The 19396-nt window shown below is 57.4% G+C and carries 17 protein-coding genes; 9 read left to right on the forward strand and 8 right to left on the reverse strand.

The annotated features are described in order from the left end of the window. Positions 1–28: 28 nt before the first annotated feature. From GH657_RS03930 to GH657_RS03940, 3 genes are all read right to left on the reverse strand, one after another. The gene (locus GH657_RS03930; protein WP_174769866.1) at positions 29–472 is read right to left on the reverse strand and encodes a hypothetical protein; all 444 of its coding nucleotides are present in this window, start codon (positions 470–472) and stop codon (positions 29–31) included. Further along, positions 469–1173, reverse strand: a complete 705-nt coding sequence (locus tag GH657_RS03935) for a hypothetical protein (RefSeq protein WP_153099512.1) — start codon at positions 1171–1173, stop codon at positions 469–471. Before GH657_RS03935 ends, GH657_RS03930 begins: the two co-directional genes overlap by 4 nt. Positions 1174–1352: 179 nt before the next feature. Then, positions 1353–2270 carry a LysR family transcriptional regulator gene (locus tag GH657_RS03940; RefSeq protein ID WP_153099513.1) on the reverse strand — a complete coding sequence of 306 codons (918 nt, stop codon included), beginning with the start codon at positions 2268–2270 and terminating at the stop codon, positions 1353–1355. Between the two features lie 319 nt (positions 2271–2589). Here GH657_RS03940 and GH657_RS03945 point away from each other — a divergent pair, with 319 nt between their 5' ends. Further along, positions 2590–3423 (forward strand): class I SAM-dependent methyltransferase, encoded by an 834-nt coding sequence (locus tag GH657_RS03945; protein ID WP_153099514.1) that lies wholly within the window; start codon positions 2590–2592, stop codon positions 3421–3423. Positions 3424–3526: 103 nt separating this feature from the next. Here the strand turns inward: GH657_RS03945 and GH657_RS03950 are convergent, their stop codons facing one another. The 3 genes from GH657_RS03950 to GH657_RS03960 all read right to left on the reverse strand — a co-directional run bounded on the left by GH657_RS03950 (position 3527) and on the right by GH657_RS03960 (position 8006). After that, on the reverse strand, positions 3527–5035 hold the full coding sequence (locus GH657_RS03950; protein WP_153099515.1) for a PepSY-associated TM helix domain-containing protein: 1509 nt from the start codon (positions 5033–5035) through the stop codon (positions 3527–3529). 101 nt (positions 5036–5136) lie between these two features. After that, positions 5137–7503, reverse strand: coding sequence for a TonB-dependent receptor (locus GH657_RS03955; protein ID WP_153099516.1), 2367 nt, complete (start codon positions 7501–7503; stop codon positions 5137–5139). 83 nt (positions 7504–7586) lie between these two features. Next, positions 7587–8006 (reverse strand): DUF2946 domain-containing protein, encoded by a 420-nt coding sequence (locus tag GH657_RS03960; RefSeq protein WP_153099517.1) that lies wholly within the window; start codon positions 8004–8006, stop codon positions 7587–7589. Positions 8007–8224: 218 nt separating this feature from the next. Here GH657_RS03960 and bktB point away from each other — a divergent pair, with 218 nt between their 5' ends. After that, positions 8225–9421 carry a beta-ketothiolase BktB gene (bktB, locus tag GH657_RS03965; RefSeq protein WP_153101626.1) on the forward strand — a complete coding sequence of 399 codons (1197 nt, stop codon included), beginning with the start codon at positions 8225–8227 and terminating at the stop codon, positions 9419–9421. Between the two features lie 134 nt (positions 9422–9555). On the opposite strand, the gene GH657_RS03970 is transcribed toward bktB, so the two are convergent. Next, positions 9556–10500: an alpha/beta hydrolase gene (locus tag GH657_RS03970; protein WP_153099518.1), complete on the reverse strand. Its 945-nt coding sequence runs from the start codon at positions 10498–10500 to the stop codon at positions 9556–9558. A gap of 294 nt (positions 10501–10794) precedes the next feature. On the opposite strand from GH657_RS03970, the gene GH657_RS03975 reads away from it, so the two are divergent. After that, positions 10795–11979 (forward strand): helix-turn-helix transcriptional regulator, encoded by a 1185-nt coding sequence (locus tag GH657_RS03975; protein WP_153099519.1) that lies wholly within the window; start codon positions 10795–10797, stop codon positions 11977–11979. Positions 11980–12055: 76 nt separating this feature from the next. Here the strand turns inward: GH657_RS03975 and GH657_RS03980 are convergent, their stop codons facing one another. Continuing rightward, a complete protein-coding gene (locus GH657_RS03980) occupies positions 12056–12415 on the reverse strand; it encodes a VOC family protein (protein ID WP_153099520.1) in 360 nt (119 codons plus the stop codon). Positions 12416–12697: 282 nt separating this feature from the next. Here GH657_RS03980 and GH657_RS03985 point away from each other — a divergent pair, with 282 nt between their 5' ends. From GH657_RS03985 to GH657_RS04010, 6 genes are all read left to right on the forward strand, one after another. Beyond that, positions 12698–13855: an LLM class flavin-dependent oxidoreductase gene (locus GH657_RS03985; protein WP_153099521.1), complete on the forward strand. Its 1158-nt coding sequence runs from the start codon at positions 12698–12700 to the stop codon at positions 13853–13855. Positions 13856–13963: 108 nt separating this feature from the next. Further along, a complete protein-coding gene (locus GH657_RS03990) occupies positions 13964–15157 on the forward strand; it encodes an acyl-CoA dehydrogenase family protein (RefSeq protein WP_153099522.1) in 1194 nt (397 codons plus the stop codon). Positions 15158–15167: 10 nt separating this feature from the next. Beyond that, positions 15168–16928, forward strand: a complete 1761-nt coding sequence (locus GH657_RS03995) for an FAD-dependent oxidoreductase (protein WP_153099523.1) — start codon at positions 15168–15170, stop codon at positions 16926–16928. Beyond that, entirely contained in the window at positions 16925–17443 is a 519-nt protein-coding gene (locus GH657_RS04000) for a flavin reductase family protein (RefSeq protein WP_153099524.1), read from the forward strand. The genes GH657_RS03995 and GH657_RS04000 overlap by 4 nt, the downstream gene beginning before the upstream one ends. Positions 17444–17526: 83 nt before the next feature. Beyond that, the gene (locus GH657_RS04005) at positions 17527–18291 is read left to right on the forward strand and encodes an SDR family oxidoreductase (RefSeq protein ID WP_153099525.1); all 765 of its coding nucleotides are present in this window, start codon (positions 17527–17529) and stop codon (positions 18289–18291) included. A gap of 18 nt (positions 18292–18309) precedes the next feature. Further along, positions 18310–19365 (forward strand): ferredoxin--NADP reductase, encoded by a 1056-nt coding sequence (locus tag GH657_RS04010; protein ID WP_153099526.1) that lies wholly within the window; start codon positions 18310–18312, stop codon positions 19363–19365. Positions 19366–19396: the final 31 nt, after the last annotated feature.

Raw genomic sequence — 19396 nt, forward strand, 5'->3', positions numbered from 1 at the left:
TTCGCACTGGCGCACTGGGATAGAGAGCTTAGTCAAGAGAGGTTTTAGGCAAAAACCCTTCAAAGTGAGTTTCGCAGTTAAGTACCGGAACGATAATAGAGTCACCGCGCTCGAAGATAAAAGTCGAATTTATATGATTTTCAATGTAGGGAGGATTGAGGCTTTCTGAAAAAAGCCGATCTGGAATAACTTCTATGTGATTGATGGTTAAATTAATTTTAAACTCTTCGGCGATCATCTCGATCAGAGTTTTTCCATGCTCTTCCGTAATTCCAAGATTATTTTCGGCTAGCTCCGGAAATTTCTCATTGAGTCGCCTACGGAAATCATTGACATAATCTTCACGAGATTTCTGCAAGGTGCCTGAGTTTTTAAAAAGGCAGATTAGATGCTCGACTATCGATATGATCAGGCAATTATTTTTTGTTTTCCCTGATTCGTGGGTTCCGCCATTATTGGTAAAATGAGTCAATCCTTTTTTTGCAAAAATTTCAATGGTTTTTTCCCGCGAGAAAGCAATGGATGAGGCCTGCATCTCTCCAATTGAGGCCTCTTTCTGGCTAATTTCCAGGACTTTCTGGAATAACTCGTCATCCCCCGGTATTCGGCGTAGGGATCAACGGGTACATAACTTAGGCTATCAGAAATATCATCTTTGTTAAAAGACGATGAGTTTTCGCTGATTTCTGCCAAAATTTGTGAATTTTGCAGCTGTATGATTTTTTCTTTTAATTTCTCATGTGAAAACTGCAGCATGGCATTCTCTTCATGAAAAAGATCGTCTGGAATTTCTTTATTTTGATCGAAAGCATATTCCATGAGCAAGCTTAATTCGTTTTCGCTGAAATTGAATTTTTCTGTTTCTTGCGTATTTTCCAGCAGGCTTTTGATTATGCCGAATTTAAGTGCTGCTTGATTGCTTTTGGATAATTCTTCTGTATTATTGGATTTGATAGCATTTTTTTGAGCCGAATGGCTGTATGCTATGTAATTGGGCGTGGAAATGTCATTGATTTGACAGGGGTAATTGAGAGCGGACTCAGAGCCAGGTGTGGTGATGAATACCTTTTTGCCACCGAGCTTGCCATTTTCGAGGTTGGCGCGCTTATTCAAAGCGTTTGTTACTTTATTAATAGCGACGCTTGCTCTTAATGTTCCTGAATCTAATAACATGATTGATATGAATCTAAAAAATAATCGTTTATAAGCTGTTAAGTTTGAAAGCAGTAAAGATAGTGAAATCTCGCCGCAGGTACAGTCTGAGTAACAATCGAGAGGAAATGGTTCATTGTTTAGTGCGGGGTGGCGGGATGGCAGGGCGCGATTTTTGCCATGTGAGCCTCGCGCTACCTTTAGTCTTTCGCTTCTTCGCGCAGCGTCTGGGTGACTAACGCACGCAGCCAGCGGTTGGCATCGTTGTATTCGAAGTTTTCATGCCAGTGTGCGCTCACCGTAATCTCAGGCGCTTTGACTGGCAACTCGTAAATGGAAAAGGCCTCGCTGCGGTTTAACGCGGGCGCGACGCGCCGGGGGACGGTAACGATCCAGTCAGTGCGCGCGAGAATATCCGGCACTACCGTGAAATGCGGCACGCGCAGCACGATCTTGCGCTGGATATCGTGTTCGATGAAATGATCCTCGACTTGCTGATGTCCGCTTTCGCCCGATGTGACCAGCACGTGTGAGAGCGCAAGAAACTGGCTGAGCGATAGCTTGCGGCCATGCAGCCCGGCGCGCCAGCGCGTCATACAAACGTAGTCCTCGCGTAACAGCGAGGTGAAATGGGTCGTGCGTTTGAGGCTGGGCAGATTGCCGATCGCCAGGTCGATCTGGCCGCTGCGCAGCGCTTCCTGAACGCTGGCCAATGGCAGCGACAGCACATCCAGCTTGATGCCAGGCGCGCTCAGCGCTAACTGGTCGCAGAGCCTGGGTAAAAAGATCAGCGTGCCGATATCGGACATGGCCAGGCGAAACGTGCGCTCGCTGTGTGCGGCGTCGAACGGCGAGGCGAAGCGCAACACGTCTTGCGCCGATGCCATGGATTGCCGCACGGCTTCGCGCATCGCCATGGCACTTGAGGTGGGCACCATTTCGTTGCCGGAACGCACGAAAAGCGGATCGTTGAACATCGCGCGCAGCCGCCCAAGCGCATAGCTGACGGCGGGTTGCGATAATCCGAGACGCCGGCCCGCAAGTGTCAGGCTGTTTTCTTCAAGGATGGCGTGAAATACGCGCAGCAGGTTCAGATCAATTCGAAGGTCATCCGGCATGGTGGGCGGTTCATCTGTAGGGACGAGGGGGCATCAGGGCGGGTGGGCGAAGTGTTACAGGCTGGTTTTTGCTGATTTATCCGGTCATGTCTTGTGAATCATCTTATGGTGTATTCCGTTTTTGATCTCCAGACTATGCGCCTGCTCTCGCCGCAGGGCTCAATCCTGATTCAGTCATCTATCTGAAAATACATAATGTGTGTGATTACCCAACCCGATATTTGACTTTTACAGTAATAAAACCTCGTTTTTAAATGTTCTCCAGCCTGTTCCGGTTGAACGAGGATGATACGATTCCGACTTTCCTTTGGGAGCGAGCATGGTGTTGAAATACGATCGAAGCATTGGCGAATCCTGCCTGCGTGAAAGCCGGATTTTTCCGATGGTGCCGCACAAAAGCCGTCGCGCCGATGTTCCGCCCGAAGGGTTATCTGGAAACTGCCCTGTGTGTGGTGTATCGGCCGTGTTCAATGGCTTCACGGATAACGAGCGTGAATCGGGGGCTTGTTCCAGTTGCGGCTCCAGTAACCGCCAGCGCCAGATTGCCACTGTCGTGCGCGCCGTGTATCAGCTTCCTGCGTCCGGTCCGCTGTGCTTCGGTGAGAAAGAATTCTCGATCTATAACACCGAGTCCGGGGGGCCACTGCACAGTGCACTCAAAAATGAGCACGCTTACGTTTTCTCGGAATATTTTGGCACTGACGTGCCGAGGGGCTCGGAGGTACAGGGCATCCGGAATGAAGACTTGCAGGATTTGACCTTCGACAATGCCTCTTTCGATCTGGTCATTTCAAGCGATGTTCTGGAGCATATGCCGCGGCCCTATGATGCGCACCGTGAGATTTATCGTGTCCTGAAGCCGGGCGGCCGTCACATTTTCACCGTGCCTTTTTACGCATGGGAAGCGCTGGACGAACGCCGTGCGGTGCAAACCGGCGATAACGTCGAGTACTTCGGCGAAAAGCTGTACCACGGTGATCCGGTCAGGCCTGGCGAAGGGATTCTCGTCTGGACGATATTTGGCCTTGAGATGCTCGTTGAACTGAGCCGCATGGGTTTTATTGTTTCTTACTGGAATCTGCAGGATTTATCCGCAGGCATTATCGGCCCATGGTCGATTGTGTTTGAGGCGAGACGTCCTGCCAAACCGTAAAGACTGGCGTGAGTTAGCAGCCTGTCGAGCGTCGGTGCAATGGGTGCAATGGGTGCAATGGGTGCAATGGATGCGGCGACGCTTGACAGGCTGTCTTGCGGCTTCAGGAGGCCAGTTCGTGTTTGCTGCGAAACAGCAGCCCGTCGGTGAGCCAGACGGCCAGTAGTGTTGCGCCCATCAAAGGAAACACGATGCCGAGCAAAACGAGGCCCGTTTTCCAGCCGCGCATCGGCGGCGGCGCCCGCTCACGCGAGGGCGCACCCAACGAGCGCCGTGGCCGGCGTATCCACCACATCACGCAACCGGTGATGGCCATGGCAGCCAGCCCTAACGAAATCGCCGCACACAATATCTGATTGGCGAGGCCGAAATAACGGCCCATATGCAGCGATGTGCCGTAGGACACAGCCTGGGATACCACGCCATAGTCGCTGTAGCGAATGTCTTTGAGCACCGCACCGCTGTACTGGTCGATATAGATCGTGCGTTCGATTTTCGGATCGGCAGGGAAATACGACACCGTATAGACCCCGCTGGGCGATGTCGGCAGCGCAATGTTGTAGCCGCTCTTGACGCCGAGCGATGCCACCAATGCCACGAGGCGCTGAAGCGATAGTGCTTGCATACCGCCAGGTTCGGTGGATTCAGGCACTTTGACGTTGCCGACCGCCCATGGTGTGAGGGGCAGTGGCAGGTCGTCCATGACCATGCCTGGCATGGCTTCCGTCTCCGCCTTCGCCTCGGCCTTCGCTTGGGACGCGTCGGGCACGGCAGGCGCGGCAGGCGCGGCAGGCGCGGCAGGCATATCCCCGGCGTGCGCCGCGTGATCCCCCGGCAGTGCGGAGCGCAACGGCAAGCCACCCCATGAACCCGCGGGCGCACCCAGATTCGCACTGGTGGCAAGCGCCTTGAACTGCTTGCCCCACGACCCAGTCCAGGGCAGGCCGCTCAGCACGAACGCCAGTGCGCCGAGTGCGAGCCAGATGCCCATGACCGCATGCAGGTTTTTCCACAGCGCTCGCCCTCTTAACGCGAAACGCGGCCACAAGGCGGCCCGTGCCGTGGTTTTCTCACGCGGCCACCAGAGCGCGATGCCTGTGCCGAGCATCACCAGGGTCCAGCATGCGGCGAGCTCCATGAGCAACTCGCCCGGCTTGCCCAGCAGCAGCTTGCGGTGCAGCATGCGGTCCACCTGCATGAAGCGGTTCTCGACACTCAGCGTGCCCAGAACCTCGCCACTGTAGGGGTTCACATAAACACTCTGTTTGGCGCCATCCGCGAGCCGGAAAACGAACTCGACACTGCGATTGGGCGCGGTTTCAATGGGTGCGGTCACCGCGACCGCATTGGCCGGCATCGCGGTGCGGGCTTTGGCCAGCAAGACATCACGGCTGAGTTGCGGTTGGGCTTGCGCTTCGACGATGAGCCGATGGGGGTAAAGCAGCGGTTCGATTTGCGGCTGGAAGCAGTACAGTGTGCCGGTGATTGCCAGGATCAGCAGAAACGGCATCACAAAAAGGCCTGCGTAGAAGTGCCAGCGCCATAACGTCCGATAGCCAGCACTTGCGGCACTGACCGGTGAGGCGGCACGTTGAGCAGTCGTAGTGGTCATTCAATCCTTCCTTGTCAATCCATTGATCTTTCGTTTCGGGCAGCCTTGCGTTGCGCTGGGGCTCAACAACGCTTGTTCTCTGATGACAGATATCGCGGCGCTTACATACGAAGCCTTGCTTCGACGTAAAACGTGCGGCCCGGATACGGGTGGTAGACGAAGTAACGTTCATCGAACAGGTTGTCGACGCCCACGCCGATTTCACTGAGCTTCGTTGGTTTGAAGGTGAATTTGGCATCGGCCACGAGATACGAACTGGTGCCGCCGAATACATCCGGATTCGTATCCACATTGGTCAGCGTGTTGTATTGACGGCCTGAATAGCGCGCGGCGAGCGTCATCGCTGAACGTGCGTCGATGTGATAAGTCGCGGCGGCGCTGACGCGCCACAACGGGATGCGATAAAAATACTTGCCGACGCTGGCGGGGTTTTGCGCATTGGCGATGATCTTCGACTGCGTATAAGCCACGCTTGCCAGCAGGTCGAGCCCACGCACGAACACGTCTTGCCCCTGATAGCTGGTCTCGACACCACGTGAGCGTACCTTGCCGATGTTCTGGAAGTTCGTCACGTTCGGAATCACCGTTGTATCGGTCTGGCTGAGAATCGTGTTCTTGACGTCGTCCTGAAACAGCGAGAAACGGAACAGCCCGTTCCAGTGCGCCCATTCGGCGCTCAGTTCTTTTGACAGGGCGTCTTCAGGCTTCAGGTTGGGATTGTTGTTGATGATCGACGAACCGTTGATTTTTCCCTGAAACAGCTCGCTGACCGTGGCAAAGCGATACGCCCGGCCAATCGAGGCGCGCAAGGTCAGATCATCGGTGACATCGAACGATAGCGAGGCCTTCGGCGAGAAGTGGTTCTGGCTCACATTGGCCAGCGGCACGGTCGTTGCGGCGATGGCCTGCGAACCGTCATAGGCTCGCCAGTCCTCGTAGCGCACTCCGTAGACGAACTTCCAGCGCGGCAGGAAGTGCCATGCGTCCTGCGCGTATACCGCCTGTGTTTGCGTCTTGCCCTTGAACGAGTTGGCAAACGCCGTGGCCGCTCCATCGCGCCAGTTCAGCGTGTTGTAGCTTTCGTTATCGAGAAAGTAGTTGTCGTAGTGATAGCCAAAGCTGAGCCAGTGGCTCGCCAGCCCAGCCTGGGGCGAAGCTGGCGTGTATGTGGTTTTAAGATCCAGCGTTTTCCAGCCTGTGCCATTACCGAAAATCACCGTGCCCGCGCCGTTGCCTGGCACGCCTGAGTTCGCGGTGCGCGCCACGTTATTGCTGACGTCGTAATACGACGCGATGGCCTCGCCGTTCCAGCCCGTTGCATTGCGCGTTTTCAGCGAGACACCGTACAGCCAGTTTTCGCTCTGTCCAAGGCCTGGCGCGAGCGCGGCAGCCGGAATCGTGTATTCGTAGCCTCCGATGCTGACCTTGCCGCTATAGACAGGATTGCCGTTCGCATCGCGCAAAAACGTCGAGGTTGGACTGTTATAGGTCTGGTGCCAGTAGCCGAGCGTGAAACCGGCCTGGAGTGTTGGCGTGAAGTCGTACTGCAGTTTCAGCTTGAACTGGTCCTGGACCGTATGTTCGATACCCTCGCCGTTCACGCCAAGCACGGCCGTTGGCACGTTATTCGGATTGTTGTAGAGATAGGCCCCGGTGACGGGGGTGTCGCCTGCTGTCGCGGGTTTGCTGGATTTCGTGAGCGTGGCGAACTGTAACGGCTGGCTCGTGTTCTCCAGATGATTCACGTCGAGCCGATACGAAAACTTGCCGATCCGGTCGCCAATCGACGCACTCGCTTCAGTGCCGCTGAAATTCTGGTTCACGCCAAACAGGCTGAAATGCTGCGTGAACGCTTTTACGTTGGCTTGCGCTTCGAACTTCTTCGGCATGCGGGTGCTGATCAGCACGGTCGCGCCGAGCGAGTTGCCTGGATACAGCGCGGAAAACGGCCCGTAGATAACGTCGACCTGCTGGATCTCATCTGGCGCGACCATCGACCAGCGCGGCGCAAACGAGTAGTTATTGCCAAGCAGATTGCTCAGCAGCAGGCCGTCGGCATAAACCAGCCCGCGAGCGCTTTGCGCATTGCTGGTGCCACGCACGGCGATGATCGAATTCAGATCGCCGATGAAACGTTTGCGCACGGCAAGGTTCGGCATGTACTTCAACACGTCTTCGGTGTTGGTGACGTTCCAGTTTTCAAACTGCTTGCGGGTGACGGTTTCGACGGAGGCTGGGAGATTGGGGTCGACAGCGGGCTGTACTGCGCCTCCATTGCCGCTTGCCGCAGCGTTGACCGTGACCGTGGGCAGCATGGTGCTGGTGGTGGCGTCGTTTGCATGCGCGAGCGATGGAACGAGTGACTGAATAATAGAGAGCGGTAACACGCTGAGTGTGACGCGATGGGTGCGGCGATGCGCATTAGCGCGGGCGATAAGACCCAGCTTGTCCCATGTGAAGTTGAACATGAACATTTCCTTGATGCGTAGGACGAACGACCGCGCACGCAGTGATTCAGCGCGTTTGACACAGCGATCGGAAGTAATGGCGCTCAGGAAATGGCGGGGGGATCTCTTGGGCGCCCGGACGGAAAGGCACCGAGCGGGGTGAAGCGCGTGGAAAGCGCGATTGGCGCGGCATGAGCGATCACGAACATCACGACCGGCACGAATGACGCAACGCCTGGCATCGCAACATGATGTTTAAAGAGATGGCAATAACCGCAAGCGCCGAAAGCATCGTCATGGCCCAGGTGAACCGGTGCCGGGCTGGCTTGAGCCCGTTGCGCGATGTTTGGCGTGCTCTGGATACCTCGGGGTTGAAGCACCGAGCACAGTTCCGCGACGGGTTCGTTCGTGCGGACTGACGCCCGCATGTGGCTCACAACCGGAGCGAAAACGATCAACCACATGGCGATCAGGCCAAGCCATGCGGTCATCCGGTTCATCCGGTTGTACGGGCGGAATATCATGATAAAAAGCTTAAAAAGACGCGCGGCAGTTTAGCATTCCGCATGAATAGTTTCCAGTGTCGTGGTGTTGGGGCTTGTCGTAGTCCCGTCGGACGATGTGTTACCGGGTAGCCCGAAAAATAATTCAGGCGAATCTATCGAATCATTCATGGTTTGCCATGAGAAAGCGGGCGGTACCCCGGTCAGCTGGATTTTAGGAGGTGTAAAAGATGCAAGGGATGCAACGTGAGGTAGTGGTGATTGATGCGGTTCGAACGGCAGTAGGCAAGTTCGGTGGGTGCCTGAAAAACTTTACGCCGACGGAACTTGGCGCTGCCGTCGTGCGAGCCTTATTGGCACGCAGCGGCGTGACAGGCGATCAGGTCGGGCATGTGATTTTTGGCAATGTGATAGCAACAGAGCCCAAAGATAGCTACCTCGCGCGCGTTGCGGCAATACAGGGCGGTATTTCAGCCGCGACACCTGCGCTGACCGTGAACCGGTTGTGTGGCTCGGGCCTGCAGGCGATTGTTTCCGCGGCTCAGGCCATCATTCTGGGTGATGCGGACGTCACGATCGGCGGTGGCGCCGAGAGCATGAGCCGTGCGCCGTATCTTGCGCCGGAGATACGCTTCGGCGTGAGAATGGGCAACTCGTCCCTGGTCGACATGATGGCTGGCGTATTGAGCGACCCTTTCCATGGGGTGCATATGGGCGTCACGGCAGAGAACGTCGCCAGAAGATTCGCTATCAGCCGGGAAGACCAGGACAGGTTGGCCCTTGAGTCTCATCGCCGTGCTGCACACGCTATTTCGGCAGGGTATTTTCGCCAGCAAATCGTGCCGTTAATCAGCACGATCAGCACGGTTAAAGGCCAGCAGATTGAAATCGACACCGATGAGCATGTCAGAACCGATCTGACCATGCATGAACTCAGTGCCTTGCGTCCTGTTTTTTTACGGGATGAAGGTACGGTTACCGCAGGGAATTCATCGGGGCTTAACGATGCTGCGGCCGCTGTGCTTTTGATGGAGCGCACGCTAGCCCAGCAGAGCGGGTTCACTCCGCTGGCTCGCCTCGTGTCCTACGCTCATGCCGGTGTCGACCCCCTGTATATGGGGATCGGGCCGGTCCCTGCTACGCAGATCGCACTAAGGCGTGCCGGCCTGACGATCGGGGACATCGACGTCGTTGAGGCGAATGAGGCATTTGCCGCTCAAGCTTGCGCGGTGACGCAGGAACTGCAGCTAGATCCGGCCAGGGTGAATCCCAATGGTTCCGGCATTTCGCTCGGCCATCCGCTTGGCGCAACTGGGGCGATCGTCACCGTCAAGGCGGTCTACGAACTCCAGCGGACGGGCGGGCGTTATGCGCTGGTCACGATGTGTATTGGAGGCGGGCAGGGTATTGCCGCCATTTTCGAGAACCTGGGTTGAGCTTGCCGGGTTGAACCTGTTGAGCTGAGCCTGGCCGTCAGCGCTGGCACAACGGTGAAACGGTGAAACGGTGAAGTGGTGAAGTGGTGAAGCGGCGAAGCGGTGACAAGAGCTCGATGCGGGTTCCTTAATGTTTAATGTGTGGCCCGTTGATCCGCGAGCGCGAAACCATGCCGTAAAGCGTCGGCCGCGAACCAAAGCGTCTGGTTGGCCGCATCGACTACGCCGAGCGCGCTAGCGAAGCCATGCATCTGGCCCGGCCATCGGATCAGGGTGACGGGCACGCCAGCCTGGGCGAGCCGTAACCCATACAACTCTGCTTCGTCGCGGAGTATGTCGTATTCGGCGGTGATGACGGTGGCGGGTGCAATGCCGGTGAGATCTGTCGTGGCGAGTGGGCTTGCAAGTGCTGCAGCGCGGTCGGCGCCATGGTCGAAATACTGGTTCTTGTACCAGCGCATCATGTCCGCCGTGAGTAAGTAGCCGTTACCGAATGCCTCATACGAGGGATGTTCGGTCGCACAGTCAACCACAGGGTACAGGAGCAACTGATGCGCGATCTGGACCTCGGTCCCGCGCATCTGTTGCGCCACGACGGCGGCCAGGTTGCCACCTGCACTATCGCCGGCCAGGGCGATCAGCGCATCGCGCGCGCCAAGCTTGTGCGCATTCAGGGCGGCCCATCGGACGGCCTCACAGGCATCGTGTGCCGCAGCGGGAAAACGCGCTTCGGGGGCGAGCCGATAGTCAACTGAAAGCACCAGCGTGCCTGCACGTTGCGCAAGACAGCGGCACAGGTTCGCATGCGTATCGATGCTACACACGACAAAACCCCCACCGTGGAAGAAAACGGTCAGTGGGAACGGCCCTTCGCCATCCGGCCGGTACAGCCGCGCCAGGCGTTCGCCATGGGGTGTCGGGATGTGCCAGTCTTCTTCTACTGCAACCGGATCTCCATCGGCGAAGGTGCCGGAAGTCACCATTTCACGGCAGGCAGAAGCGGTCAACTGGCTGAAATCGACTGCGGGTGTGAGAGGCAGTGCGTCAAGCATGGCTTTCGCCTGAGGATCGAGTGTCATTTGAAATCCTGTGTTTTCCTGTGTTTTCCTGTGTTTATCAGGTGCATGCGCGGATCAGGTAAACCCGCTCGGTTGTTTTCCCCTATGTCGCAGAGAAGGCTTGATAGAAATGGATAGTAAGCATTGCAGTGTAATGGCGAGCCTGTCGCATCGTCCACTTGGATGATGGGACACACGCAGGAAAAGATAAAGCTTGGCTCTTCAGTGAATCTCCCGATAGCGTCGTCCAGATTGATTCGTATGCTTGCTAGTGAAGCAGGATCAAATGGATCTTATGGAGGATGGCAAGTGCTGATGGCGACGAGGTTGGCTTTGCAAGAGAGCCTGGCATTAAGAGAGCAGGCGGGTGACGGTATCGCTGAGTTTAGCGAATTGATGGCACGGATCTATCAAGGGCCGATGGAGCCGACGCCGTGGGCCAGTGCTCTCGAAATGATCCGGCACAAGTTGCGTGCGAATTACGTCACGCTAGTCTTGCGCGCCGCGGCAAGCGACCGCCGTGCGCCGATTTCGGTGCACGCATCGGAGTTCGGCCCGGTCGTGCCCAATGAAGCGTCATACAACGATTATTACTATTCACTGGACCCCTTCGTTGGGCTTCCAGCGGATCGCGTAGTGACAGCTGACGAAGTATTTGGCGATACCGGCTGGTTATCGAGCGAGTTCTATAAGCAATTTTTAAAGCCTTCTGACGTGCGCTACATCCTCGGTGCAGATTTGCGTACCCAGTCCGGTGTCGAATGCCGTTTTCGCATCTGCCGCAGCCACGCGGAGACGCAGTTCACGGCGCAGGACAAGGCGGTCTGTACCTTGCTGCTCCCCCATCTGAAGCGCGCGGTCGAACTGCATTCACGGCTTGATAGCGTGGAGGTCGAACGTTCCATGTACGCGAATGCCATCAACCGCATGCAGGTAGGCGCAATCACACTCGACAAGGATGGCTCGATCATTAATGCGAACAGTGTCGCAAACGAAATTCTGTCGCAAACCAATGGGCTATGCATTGCGCGAGGCAAAGTGGAAGCCATGAACGCCCATGAAAACCGGACGTTGCAACGGCTGATCCGGCATGCCGTGATGGGTCATCAAGGCATGGCTGCGGCCATTGTCGAGGCGATGCCGATCACACGTAGTCGTGACAAGCCACGCCTTGGTTTGCTGGTGCGCTCGATTCTGTTATCGGATTGGGCCGAAGATAACAAGCGCAGTCCAGCTGTCGCGCTTTTCTTGCGTGATCCCGAGCGCAAGCCGCAAGGGGCGCAAGAGATCATCCGCAAGCTGTTCGATCTCACCCCCGCCGAAGCGTCGCTCGCGCTGTTGTTGACGAATGGACTCACACTCGATGAGGCGGCTGAAGAGTCGGGGATTAGCAAAAATACGGTGCGCACTCATCTTCGATCGATTTTTTCGAAAACGGGTGTCACCAGGCAGGCCACGTTAGTCTGCATTTTGCTCGGTAGTGTGGTGCCTTTGGGATAAACGCGCTGCCTGCGTGCTGGCAGGTAACGATGGCCAGCGGGTGGCCAGCGGGTGGCCAGCGGTGGCCAACAATGGCTTAGCTGGCTTCAGCCGTGCGTTTCTGTGATAGCACGATTAGTGCGCCGTTGCGGTCCTCCAGTACGGCCCGATATTCATGAGGCCCGGCATGCACCGGAACCCTAACCGACGCTCCTGCCTTAACCATGCGCTCCAGCGATGAGTACAAATCCTCATCCTCGTCGACCCTTAGCGTGAGCGCTGTGTTTTCGACGATCTGCTCATCTTTTGACACTAGCGCGATTGTTATCGCGCCGCCGTCGATGGCGCAATAACGATCGCCGTCCCGAAACTTGATGCTGAGCCCTAGACCTTCTACAAACAATGGCAGGCTTGCGTCGATATCGTCAACCGGATACAGCAGCATCGAGACTTTCATTTTGTTTTTCCTCTGTGACTGATTTGTCTGATCCAGATTGCGCAAATCATGTTGCGATCGTAATCGTACCTTGACCCGCGCGCCCAGTCTGACTGGATGAGATCGTCAGTGGTTGTGAACGGTCCAGCACGTCTGGTCACGAAATTGACTGCGTTACTCCAAATAGACGATGCGAGCTTCTACGTGCGCACCGACACTTTCGTCCATGGGCAGTCATGGGCGCCTGAATTCATCAGGCGTGTGATGGAAGAGTCCGGTTAAATATTCACGGAGACCTACATAATGAAATTTTCTCTGATCTACGAAGCGCAAACCGTGGATGCAACGCGAGCGGGTGACCATCGAGTGTTCAAGGAGACGGTGGAACAGGCTCTTCTCGCTGAACAGATGGGATTCGACACCATCTGGTGCGTCGAACATACCTCGCTCACCAACTATGCGCACATGAGCGCGCCAGAGACTTTCCTCGCCTACCTGGCTGGCCGCACGACTCGCATTGGACTCGGCCATGGTGTGATTTGCCTGCCTCCCGCCATGAACCATCCGATCAAGGTGGCGGAGCGTATTGCCTTGCTCGACATCCTGTCGCAAGGCCGCGTGCATTTCGGGGTTGGCAAAGGTGGCAGCCAGCAGGAGGCGGGTGCGTTCGGCTATGAGCTGGACAAGCTGCAGCCGATGATCGACGAGTCAATGTATCTGGTGCCGAAGATGTTTGTGCAGGATGAAATTGAGCATGATGGCACCTACATCAAGATTCCCAAGCGCTCCATTCATCCGAAGCCCTATCAAGATCCTCATCCTCCCATGTATCTTGCCTGCACCAACTCCGACGCGCTTACCCGCGCAGGCCAGAGAGGTATGGGCGCACTCGTGCTCGGTTTTGGCGGCCCCGATGAGGTTGCCAAAAAGAACCGTTTGTATCGGGAGGCATGGGCCAACCGCAAAGCGGAAGATCAGGTGGGCTATCGGCCGACCGAGCATTTTGCCGCGTTGTGCCCGGCCATGGTGATGAAAGACGGGCAGCAGGCCCGAAAAATTGGCATTCGCGGTCAACGCTATTTCATGGAATCGCTCGCGTACTGGTACACCGGTGGCGAGCGTCCCGATCCATCGAAGTGGGGCGACGACATGATGCAGGCCGGGAATGGCGAGCAGGTGATTCGGTCACGTTTCGCGTCCGAGGAAGTGATCGTCGATTTCAGCGATCCAGCGTTGTCGATGATGAACCCCAATCACGCGTATGGCACGGTTGATGACTGTATCGGATATGTGGAGCGTTTGCGCGAGGCCGGTGTCGACGAAGTGCTATTCCTTTGCCAGATGGGCACGGTTCCGCAAGAAGCACAGCTCGAGACGATCCGGAATATCGGCGAACACGTGATCCCGGTTTTCAACTGCGAGAAGCAACACGAACAACGCGAGCAACGCGAATGTGCTTGACGCGTGATCACGCTTTCTTGCCGGGGTGGCACATCTCCGGCCGCACGGATCGTTGACACCCGTACCCATAACCCAGGAGCGGCACAGGCCGCCCAACAGGAGACAGTCGTGCATCGAGATAACAGTTCCGATGCTCTTGCCGCCACGCTGATCGCTCGTGCGCAGGAGCTGGCGCCGGTCCTCGCGCAGCGCGCGGTACAGGCGGAGGCACAAGGGCGCATCCCGGACGAAACGATCGCTGAGATGCAGGCAGCGGGTTTCTTCAAGGTTTTGCAGCCAAGGCGCTACGGTGGCTACGAACTCGATCCACAAACCTTTTTCGACATCCAGATTGCGCTTGCGCGCGGTTGTATGTCGACGGCCTGGATCTATGGCGTTATCGGTGTCCATAACTGGCAGCTCGCGCTATTCGATGGCCAGGCCCAGGAAGAGGTGTGGGGCAATGAAGTATCGACGCTCATTGCTTCCTCCTATATGCCCGTGGGCCGGGTAAGCCCCGTAGAAGGAGGCTTCCGGCTGTCCGGTCACTGGAAGTTTTCGAGCGGCATCGAGCTCTGCGAATGGGTGTACCTCGGTGCGCTGGTGACTCCCGTTAAGGCAGGCGGGGCGCCAGAATATCGAACCTTCCTTCTGCCCAAACACGATTACACGGTTGTACACGATTGGGATGTGCTCGGGCTGCGCGCGACGGGCAGTCACGACATCGTTGTCGACGATGTATTCGTGCCGGCTTACCGAACGCACAAAGCGCTCGACGGCATGATGGGCACAAGCCCTGGCCTTGCACTGAACGACGCTGTGATTTTTCATCTTCCCTTCGCTCAAATTTTCGTGCGCGCGGTATGCACGTCTTGCATCGGCGCGTTGCAGGGCGCTATTGATGATTTCACCTCGTATGCGGCCACGCGGGTTAGCGCGAACAGTGGCGTCAGGACAACCGATGATCCCGGTGCGCAAAGCGCCTGTGCGAGTGCGGCAGTTGCGATTGATGAGATGCAGGTGATCCTCAAGCGCAACTTCGCCGAACTGCTTGCCGCCGCTCATGATGGCCGTGCGGTTTCGATTGAGCGCCGCGTGCACTTCCGCTACCAGGCCGCACAAGTGGCCGAGCGTTGTGCCCAGGCTGCGAATTCTCTGCTGCGTTATTCGGGCGGCAATGGGATTTATCAACGCAACCCGCTTGTGCGCCGTTTCCTTGATTTGCATGCGGCCCGCGCGCATTACGCCAATAACCTCGACCGCTTTGGCCAGAATCTCGGGGCCGTCATGCTCGGTCGGGAGAACACCGATTTCTTCATCTGAAGGGGCGGCCATGAGTGACACCAAAATGCAGCGGCATGTCTTCGACATCGTTGTCGTGGGCTCCGGTGCTGGCGGCATGCTAGCCGCGTGCCGCGCTGCTGATCGTGGGCTGTCGGTTGTTGTCATCGAGAAAACCGGGTGGTACGGCGGAACATCGGCGATCTCAGGAGGCTCGATCTGGATTCCATGCAACCACCATATTGCCGCGTTGGGTTCGAGCGATTCGCGCGCGGCAGCACGCACGTATCTTGACGCGTGCACAGCAGGCATGACGCCCGAAGACAAGATCGATGCCTATCTTGACCAGGCCCCCGAGATGCTGCGCTATCTGGAAGCGAGAACGCCGGTGCGCTATCAGGCCTTGCCGTCGTACGCCGACTACTTTCAGAAGCTGCCGGGTGCCATGCCCGGTTACCGGACACTCGATCCGCTGCCGTTTGACGGCACGTTGCTGGGTGACGAGCTGAGACACTTGCGTCCACCGTCGCCAGGCACGCTGATCGGCGGACGTATCGCGGTGACTTCGAAAGAAGCGCACCAAATGTTTTCACGGAGTTCGGGGTATATCCGGCTCGTGTTGGGTCAGTTCGGGCGTTACTGGTTCGACTGGAGCATGCGCGTGCGTTCGCCGCGAGACCGGCGTCTGACGCTGGGTAATGCGCTGGCAGGCGGTTTGCGTTGGGCGCTGTTTGAGCGTGGCGTGCAGCTCTGGCTTGAGACCCCGATGCATCACCTGCTTGAAACGGACGGCCGCGTCACGGGCGTGCAGGTGCTGCGTGCCGGCCAGCTGTTGAACGTGTCGGCACGGCACGGCGTGATTCTCGCGGCAGGAGGGTTTGAGCGTAACCAGTCGATGCGGGAGCGCTATCTACCGCACCCGACCAGCGCCAAATGGAGTGCTGCGTCCCCCGCCAATACGGGCGATGCCATCGCCGAAGGTGAACGGCTCGGTGGTGCACTCGCGTTAATGGAGCATGTTTGGGGGGCGCCAACCATCGACGTTGCCGGCGAAGAAAAGCAACGCGCGCTGTTTGTCGAGCGCAGTTTCCCTGGTTGCGTGGTGGTCAATGCCCGAGGGCATCGTTTTGTTAACGAAGCCGCACCGTATTCGGAATTTGTGCGCGCCATGTATCGGGACCATGCCGGTGAAGGCGCGAGTGTGCCGGTATGGATGGTGTTCGATTCACGCTTTCGTCAAAAGTATCCCTGTGGACCCATCATGCCCGCCTCAATGAGGCCCGATGCGTTTATCCCCAGGCGGTTCCGGGACGTGCTGGTTCGGGCGGACACGATCAAGGCGCTTGCTGCACGAATCAAGGTTGACGAGGCGGGGCTGAGTGGCACCCTGCGCAACATGGCGCGGTATGCGGTGACAGGGATCGACGAGGAGTTTGGCAAGGGCGATAACGTGTTCGATACCTACTACGGTGACCCCGGGGTGAAGCCGAATCCCTGCCTGGCCGCGATTGATCAGGCGCCGTTCTATGCGGTCCGTATTGACGCGGGTGATATCGGCACGAAAGGCGGGCTCGTCACAGATGCACAAGCGCGGGTCTTGCGCGGAAATGGCGCTCCGGTTGAAGGTCTCTATGCGATTGGTAACACCAGCGCGTCAATGATGGGCACAAGCTATCCTGGCGCCGGCTCGGTCATTGGGCCCGCGATGACTTTTGGTTTCATCGCCGCCAATCATATTGCGCAGCAGGCTGCTGCTGGATCGAGTCGGGCTGCGCAGCACTTATCGAGAGAACTTGAAGGAGTCACACCATGACCGACGGATCCATCCATCCCTTGCATGCGGACATGTTGCTCGCCATGCGGCGCCTCGCCCGCTCCGTGGCCGTGATCAGTTGCAGTCATGCAGGCCGGCGCTATTCGATGTCGGCTACGGCGGTGGATGCCTTGTCGACCGAGCCGCCATCGCTCCTGATCTGCATTAACCGCACGGCATCGCTCTATGCCCCACTCGACGCCGGGGCTGATTTTTGCGTGAACGTGCTGTCCGCGCGCCATCGGGGTATAGCGATAGATTGCAGTGGCCGCCTGAAAGGCGAGGCGCGTTTTACTACCGGTAACTGGCAGACATCTGTTCATGGCGTGCCCTATCTTCATGATGCGCAGGCAAGTCTTGTCTGTGCCCAGGACGGACGTTTCGTGTACGGCACCCATACCGTTTTTATTGGGCGGCTCACGGAAGTGCTGGTGAGCGGCGAGGTTGACCCACTGGTCTATGTCAATGGAGCCTACACAACCGCTCGGGCACTGGTAAGCCATGCGGCAGCATGACACGCACGCACACGGTTCAGGCACGGTTCAGGCACGGTTCAGGTACGGTTCAAACACGGTTCAAATCCAGAATGGAACAAAAAATGACTGGCAAGCTCGATGGCAAGATCGCAATCGTCACTGGCGCGGCAAGTGGCGTTGGCAAGGCTGATGCCCTACTGTTCGCACGCGAAGGTGCGCGGGTGGTCCTGACCGATGTGAACGAAGAGGATGGTCGTGAGCTAGCCCGCGAGATTGGGCGTGCCGCGTATTTTGTGCGTCACGACATCGCCTCGGAGGCGAACTGGGATGACGTCCTTGGCACGACGCAAAAGCAATACGGCGCACCGGATATCCTCGTCAACAATGCCGCGATCCTCATTGCCAGCAACATCGAGGAAGGCTCGCTCGCTGACTGGCAACGCACGCTGCGCGTCAACGCGGACGGCTACTTCCTGGGTTGCCGCGCTGCCGTACGGGCCATGAAGGCAAAAGGCGGCGCGATCGTCAACATGTCGTCGGCCGCGGCGCTCGGCGGCATGGGCATGTTTTGCGCGTACTCGGCGAGTAAAGGGGCGGTGACGGCCATGACGCGTTCGATCGCAGCCTATTGCAAACAGCAAGGCTATCGGATCCGCTGCAACTCGATTCATCCAGACGGGATTTTTACACCGATGACCGCACAGTATTTCGGTGCTGCGGAAGAGACACGACGCCTGCTTGAACAGGGTATTGATCCGCAAGGCCGCCTGGCGCTAGCGGAAGACGTAGCAAACCTTGTGTTGTTCCTCGCCTGTGACGAGTCGCGCTTCATCAATGGCAGCGAGTACCGGATCGACAATGGGCAACTCATCATGGGCGCAGCCTGAGGCGCACGGTGCACAGTAATGGATGAGGTGCGTTTTCATCGGTTGACCGTCATGAGCGTGATTGAGGAAAGCACCGATGCCTACTCTTTCATGTTCGACGTGCCGCCCGAACTGGAACCCGAATTTGCTTACCAGCCTGGGCAGTTCCTCACGTTACGCGTGCCTTGCGCTGAGACCCAGGTGCAGCGCTGCTATTCATTGTCGAGCGCACCCGGTGTCGATGCAGCACTCAAGATCACCGTTAAACGTGTCCGCGATGGCCGGGCTTCGAACTGGTTATGCGATTGCCTGAAAGAAGGCGAGGTGATCGAGGTCATGCCCCCTGCGGGCGTGTTCACGCCACGCTCGCTTGATGGCGATCTGCTGCTGTTTGCAGGAGGCAGCGGGATCACGCCGATCTTGTCGATTATCAAATCAGCACTGGTCTATGGCCGTGGCATACAGACCTTGATCTACGCCAACCGGGACGAAAGCAGTGTGATCTTTCTCGCCGAATTGCGGCAACTGGTGCAGCGGCATCCGGGACGGTTGCGCCTCATTCACTGGCTCGACAGCATCCAGGGCATACCGCAGCAACGGCATCTGGAAGAACTGGCTCGTCCCTGGAGCCAGCAGGAGACCTTTATTTGTGGCCCCGCGCGCTTCATGGAACACGCGCTGGGTGCGATGGCCGGGCTGGGCTTGCCTCGGGCGCGGATACATGTGGAACGGTTCGCCTCGTTGCCCGATGCGATTGATTTGCCGCCCGCAAGCGATGTCGGCCAGGGTGCGTCGGAGCCTGGCGCTGCGGAAAAAAAGGGGGCGGCGATAGAGACCGTGCTTGACGGCACCACGTTCCAGTTCGAGAGCCTGCCCGGGGAGACCTTGCTCGAAGCCATGCTGCGAACGGGTTTACGCGCGCCGAATTCATGCCGCATGGGACAGTGCGGCGCCTGCATGTGCCGGGTTGAAACAGGTCGCGTTGCGCTTGATCGCAACCCGCTCCTTGATGATGAGGAACGCGCTGCAGGCTGGACCCTCGCGTGCTGCGCGAGGCCCGAGAGTGCCGCGCTGCGAGTGGTTTTTCCCGACTGAGCCGTTTGAGCCGTTTTGTGCCCGCGGCGCG

The sequence above is a fragment of the Paraburkholderia hayleyella genome (assembly GCF_009455685.1).
Taxonomy (GTDB): Bacteria; Pseudomonadota; Gammaproteobacteria; order Burkholderiales; family Burkholderiaceae; genus Paraburkholderia; species Paraburkholderia hayleyella.